Origin of the sequence: Mesorhizobium silamurunense, from assembly GCF_014843825.1 — a bacterium.
In the GTDB taxonomy this organism is placed as follows: Bacteria; Pseudomonadota; Alphaproteobacteria; order Rhizobiales; family Rhizobiaceae; genus Mesorhizobium; species Mesorhizobium silamurunense.
Window position 1 is genome coordinate 1 of record NZ_JHQR01000372.1, and the last position, 3,986, is coordinate 3,986.

Genomic DNA, 3,986 nt, shown 5'->3' on the forward strand with positions numbered 1-3,986 from the left:
TGCTCGACGAGCCGCTCGGCGCGCTCGACTTGAAACTGCGCCGGCAGATGCAGGACGAACTGAAGGCAATTCAGAAGCGCGTCGGCACCGCCTTCGTCCATGTCACCCATGACCAGGAAGAAGCGATGGCGCTCGCCGACCATTGCGTGGTGATGAATGACGGGCGCATCGAGGACGAAGGCCCGCCCGAGCGGGTCTATGCACGGCCGAAGACACGCTTCTCCGCCACCTTCATGGGCGAGAGCACGATCCTAGCCGGCAAGGCCAGCGATTCCCGGAATGGGCGCGTCACAGTCACCACAAAGCTCGGCCCGATCTCGCTGCCCGGCACCTCGCCGGCCGGCGCGGCTCTGGCGCTCGCCATCCGGCCCGAGCACCTCGTCCTCGGCGATGCCAAAGGCGATGTCTCGCTGGGCACGGCCAAGGTCAGCGACGTCGTCTTCCAAGGTAGCTTCAAGCGCGTGCTGGCCGCCTCAACGCAAGACCCCGCGCTGCAGTTCATCGCCAAGTCTCCCACTTCGGCCACCATTCAGGCGGGCGACACGATCCCGGTTTCGTGCAACGCTTGCGACATCATCCTCTTGGCGGACTGAGCAATGAGCACGCTTCCGGTCATCGAGGCTCCGGATTGGTACGAGACCATCCGCATGGGCGAGGACGTCACGCTTATCCACGAGCCATGGATAAAGCCGTTCTTCCGCTGCAACATCTGGCATGTGCGGGGCCGCGACCGCGATCTTTTGTTCGATACAGGTCTCGGCCATTTCAGCCTGCGGCGCCACGTGCCGCTGGTCACGGAACGCGCCCTCCTGTGCGTCGCCAGCCACACGCATTTCGACCACATCGGCTGCCATCACGAATTTCCGGATCGCTGCGTGCACCGCGCCGAGGCCGAAATCCTCGCCGATCCGCGCAATGACTGGACGGTCGCGGACCGCTACGCCAATGAGGAAATGTTCGACGGGATTCCTGCGGGCTGGGAAACAGCGCGCTACCGCGTCCTGCCCGCGCCCGCCGATCGGCTGCTCGGGCATGGAGACGTGGTTGATCTCGGCGATCGTGCCTTCGAGATCATCCACACCCCTGGTCACTCACCCGGCGGCATCGCGCTCTACGAGAAGAAGACCGGCATCCTGCTGTCCGGCGACATCGTCTATGACGGGCCGCTGATCGACGACGTCTACCACTCCGACATCAACGACTACGTGGAAACGCTGCTTGCCATGCGCGACATCGACGTGTCGGTTGTGCATGGCGGCCATTTCCCGAGCTTCGGCAAGGTGCGCTACCGCCAGCTCATCGACGAATATCTGACGCAGAAGCGCAAGGCCGGCTGCCACTTGCAGCCGAGTCGCTGAGATGACCGGATCGGCTTAAAGCGCCCTTTGCGGACAAGGCGTTCCGGCGGCATCGCCGCAGCGGGAGACCGTGGGCTGCGGCCGCTGGCTCATCTCTTCCGAATGACGCACGAGTTCGGCGAACATAAGGGCGAAACTTCCCATCATCAGGAAGACTATGATCAGACGCGTTACCGGCAATAGACAGGTCTCTCGACTGGCCAGCCCCCGCCAACCCATCCACTGCCGGCTAACATGATCAATCCGGCTTTACGAGTGTTTAAGCCCCGTCTTAACCATTGCGGCCATCACATTCGTTGCACGGCTGTCACGAAGCGCGAGCGCCGTTCCTTGGCCGCATGGTACGGCACGCCGCCCTTTGCAGATGCGGGCGGCGCATGCTACGCCGTCGCCGGCGCGACCCGGCAGGCGGTAGCGGTCGCCGTTCGGGACCCATGAGCAAACAAACCAGCCGTTTCGCCTTCGTCTCTTCCGACACCGACGACGCCCGCGCGGCGTTGGAGACCTTGTCGGCGCGCTATGGGCAAATACCTGTTGCCGAGGCGGAGATCGTCATCGCGCTCGGCGGCGACGGCTTCCTGCTGCAGACGCTGCGCGACACGATGAGCACAGGCAAGAAGGTCTACGGGATGAACCGTGGCACCATCGGCTTCCTGATGAACGAATATCGCGCCGGCGGCCTCGAGGAGCGCATCTCGAGAGCGGTATCCGAGACGATCCGCCCGCTGGAGATGCAGGCGGTGACCCATGAGGGCGAAACGATCTCAGCGCTCGCGATCAACGAAGTGGCGCTTTGGCGCCAGTCCTATCAGACGGCCAAAATCCGCATCACCGTCGACGAGCAGGTGCGGCTGGAGGAGCTGAACTGCGACGGCGTGATGATCGCCACGCCGGCCGGCTCGACGGCCTATAATCTGTCGGCGCACGGGCCGATCCTTCCGCTCGACGCGCCGCTTTTGGCGCTGACGCCGGTGAGCCCCTTCCGGCCCCGGCGCTGGCGCGGCGCGCTGCTCTCCAACAAAGCGACCGTGCGCTTCGACATATTGGAGTCGGAAAAGCGCCCGGTGAACGCCGCCGCCGACCACACCGAGGTCAAGGCGATTGCCTCGGTCACGGTGCGGGAATCGCCGACCGCGACGGCGACGCTGCTGTTCGACCCCAATCATTCATGGAACGAGCGTATTCTTGCCGAGCAATTCCGCTATTGAGCCGGCGCAAGGACAATAACCCCGATTAAGCGTCGCGATTAAGCTTACGTCTTCACAATTGCCGGATTTCCGGTCGTTTGTGTTGACAAATCGCGGACTTGCGCCTAACTGCAACCGCGATCTTGCAGGCGCGCGGCGCTTGCCGCAACACGTGTTGCGATTTTCCCGAACCAGCCAAAGACAGCCATCACTTGTCCGCAGACACCCAGACCGCTCAAGAAGCGTTGACGTTCACAGACCTCGGCCTCTCGCCGAAGGTCCTCTCCGCAGTCACCGATGCCGGCTACACCAAGCCGACCCCGATCCAGGCCGGCGCCATCCCGCATGCGCTGCTCGGCAAGGATGTGCTGGGCATTGCCCAGACAGGCACCGGCAAGACCGCCTCCTTCGTGCTGCCGATGCTGACCCGGTTGGAAAAGGGCCGTGCACGCGCCCGCATGCCGCGCACGCTGATCCTCGAGCCGACGCGCGAGCTCGCCGCGCAGGTCGAGGAGAACTTCGTCAAATACGGCAAGAACCACAAGCTCAACATCGCGCTGCTGATCGGCGGCGTCTCCTTCGAGGAGCAGGACAAGAAGCTGGAACGCGGCGCCGATGTGCTGATCGCCACGCCGGGCCGTCTGCTCGACCACCGCGAGCGCGGCAAGCTCTTGCTCAACGGCGTCGAGATCCTCGTCATCGACGAGGCCGACCGCATGCTCGACATGGGTTTCATCCCCGATATCGAGCGCATCTGCGAGATGATCCCGTTCACGCGCCAGACGCTGTTCTTCTCGGCGACCATGCCGCCGGAAATCACCAAGCTCACCGAAAAATTCCTGCATGCGCCGGTGCGCGTCGAGGTCTCCAAGGCTGCTTCGACCGCGACTAACATCACGCAGCGCCTGGTGAAGTCAGGCTCCAAGCCGTGGGAGAAGCGCGAGACGCTGCGCAATCTGATCAAGGCGGAAGACACCGATCTGAAGAACGCCATCATCTTCTGCAACCGCAAGGTCGAAGTGTCGGAGCTTTTCCGCTCGCTGCTGAAGCATGATTTCGACGCCGGCGCGCTGCATGGCGACATGGACCAGCGCGCACGCATGCAGATGCTCGCCAATTTCCGCGACGGCAAGCTGCGCTACCTCGTCGCCTCGGATGTCGCCGCCCGCGGCCTCGACATTCCGGACGTCAGCCATGTCTTCAACTACGACGTGCCGATCCATGCTGAGGATTATGTCCACCGTATCGGCCGCACCGGCCGGGCCGGCCGCTCCGGAAAATCCTTCACCATAGCGACCCGCTCCGACACGAAATATGTCGACGCCATCGAGAAGCTGATCGGCGCCAAGATCGAATGGCATGACGGTGACCTGTCGACCGTCACCGAGAGCGAAGGCGAGGATGCGCCCCGCCGTGGCCGCGGCGCGCCGCGCCGCGCTGG

At 63.7% G+C, this 3,986-nt stretch carries 4 protein-coding genes; all 4 read left to right on the plus strand.

All coding sequences use genetic code 11. The annotated features are described in order from the left end of the window. The coding region (locus DH10_RS33735) for an ABC transporter ATP-binding protein (RefSeq protein ID WP_192385824.1) at positions 1-593 on the plus strand (593 nt) is incomplete at its 5' end. Between the two features lie 3 nt (positions 594-596). Further along, entirely contained in the window at positions 597-1,358 is a 762-nt protein-coding gene (locus tag DH10_RS33740; RefSeq protein WP_192248172.1) for an MBL fold metallo-hydrolase, read from the plus strand. A 434-nt stretch (positions 1,359-1,792) separates the two neighbouring features. Further along, the gene (locus DH10_RS33745; protein ID WP_192248175.1) at positions 1,793-2,566 is read left to right on the plus strand and encodes an NAD kinase; all 774 of its coding nucleotides are present in this window, start codon (positions 1,793-1,795) and stop codon (positions 2,564-2,566) included. A 191-nt stretch (positions 2,567-2,757) separates the two neighbouring features. Continuing rightward, a partial coding sequence (locus DH10_RS33750) for a DEAD/DEAH box helicase (RefSeq protein ID WP_192385825.1) occupies positions 2,758-3,986 on the plus strand: 1,229 nt, incomplete at its 3' end.

What these genes read in the sequence shown, in the direction of transcription:
- DH10_RS33745 (WP_192248175.1), top strand. Translation starts at nt 1,793, where the DNA reads ATGAGCAAACAAACCAGCCGTTTCGCCTTCGTCTCTTCCGACACCGAC.
- DH10_RS33740 (WP_192248172.1), top strand. Translation starts at nt 597, where the DNA reads ATGAGCACGCTTCCGGTCATCGAGGCTCCGGATTGGTACGAGACCATC.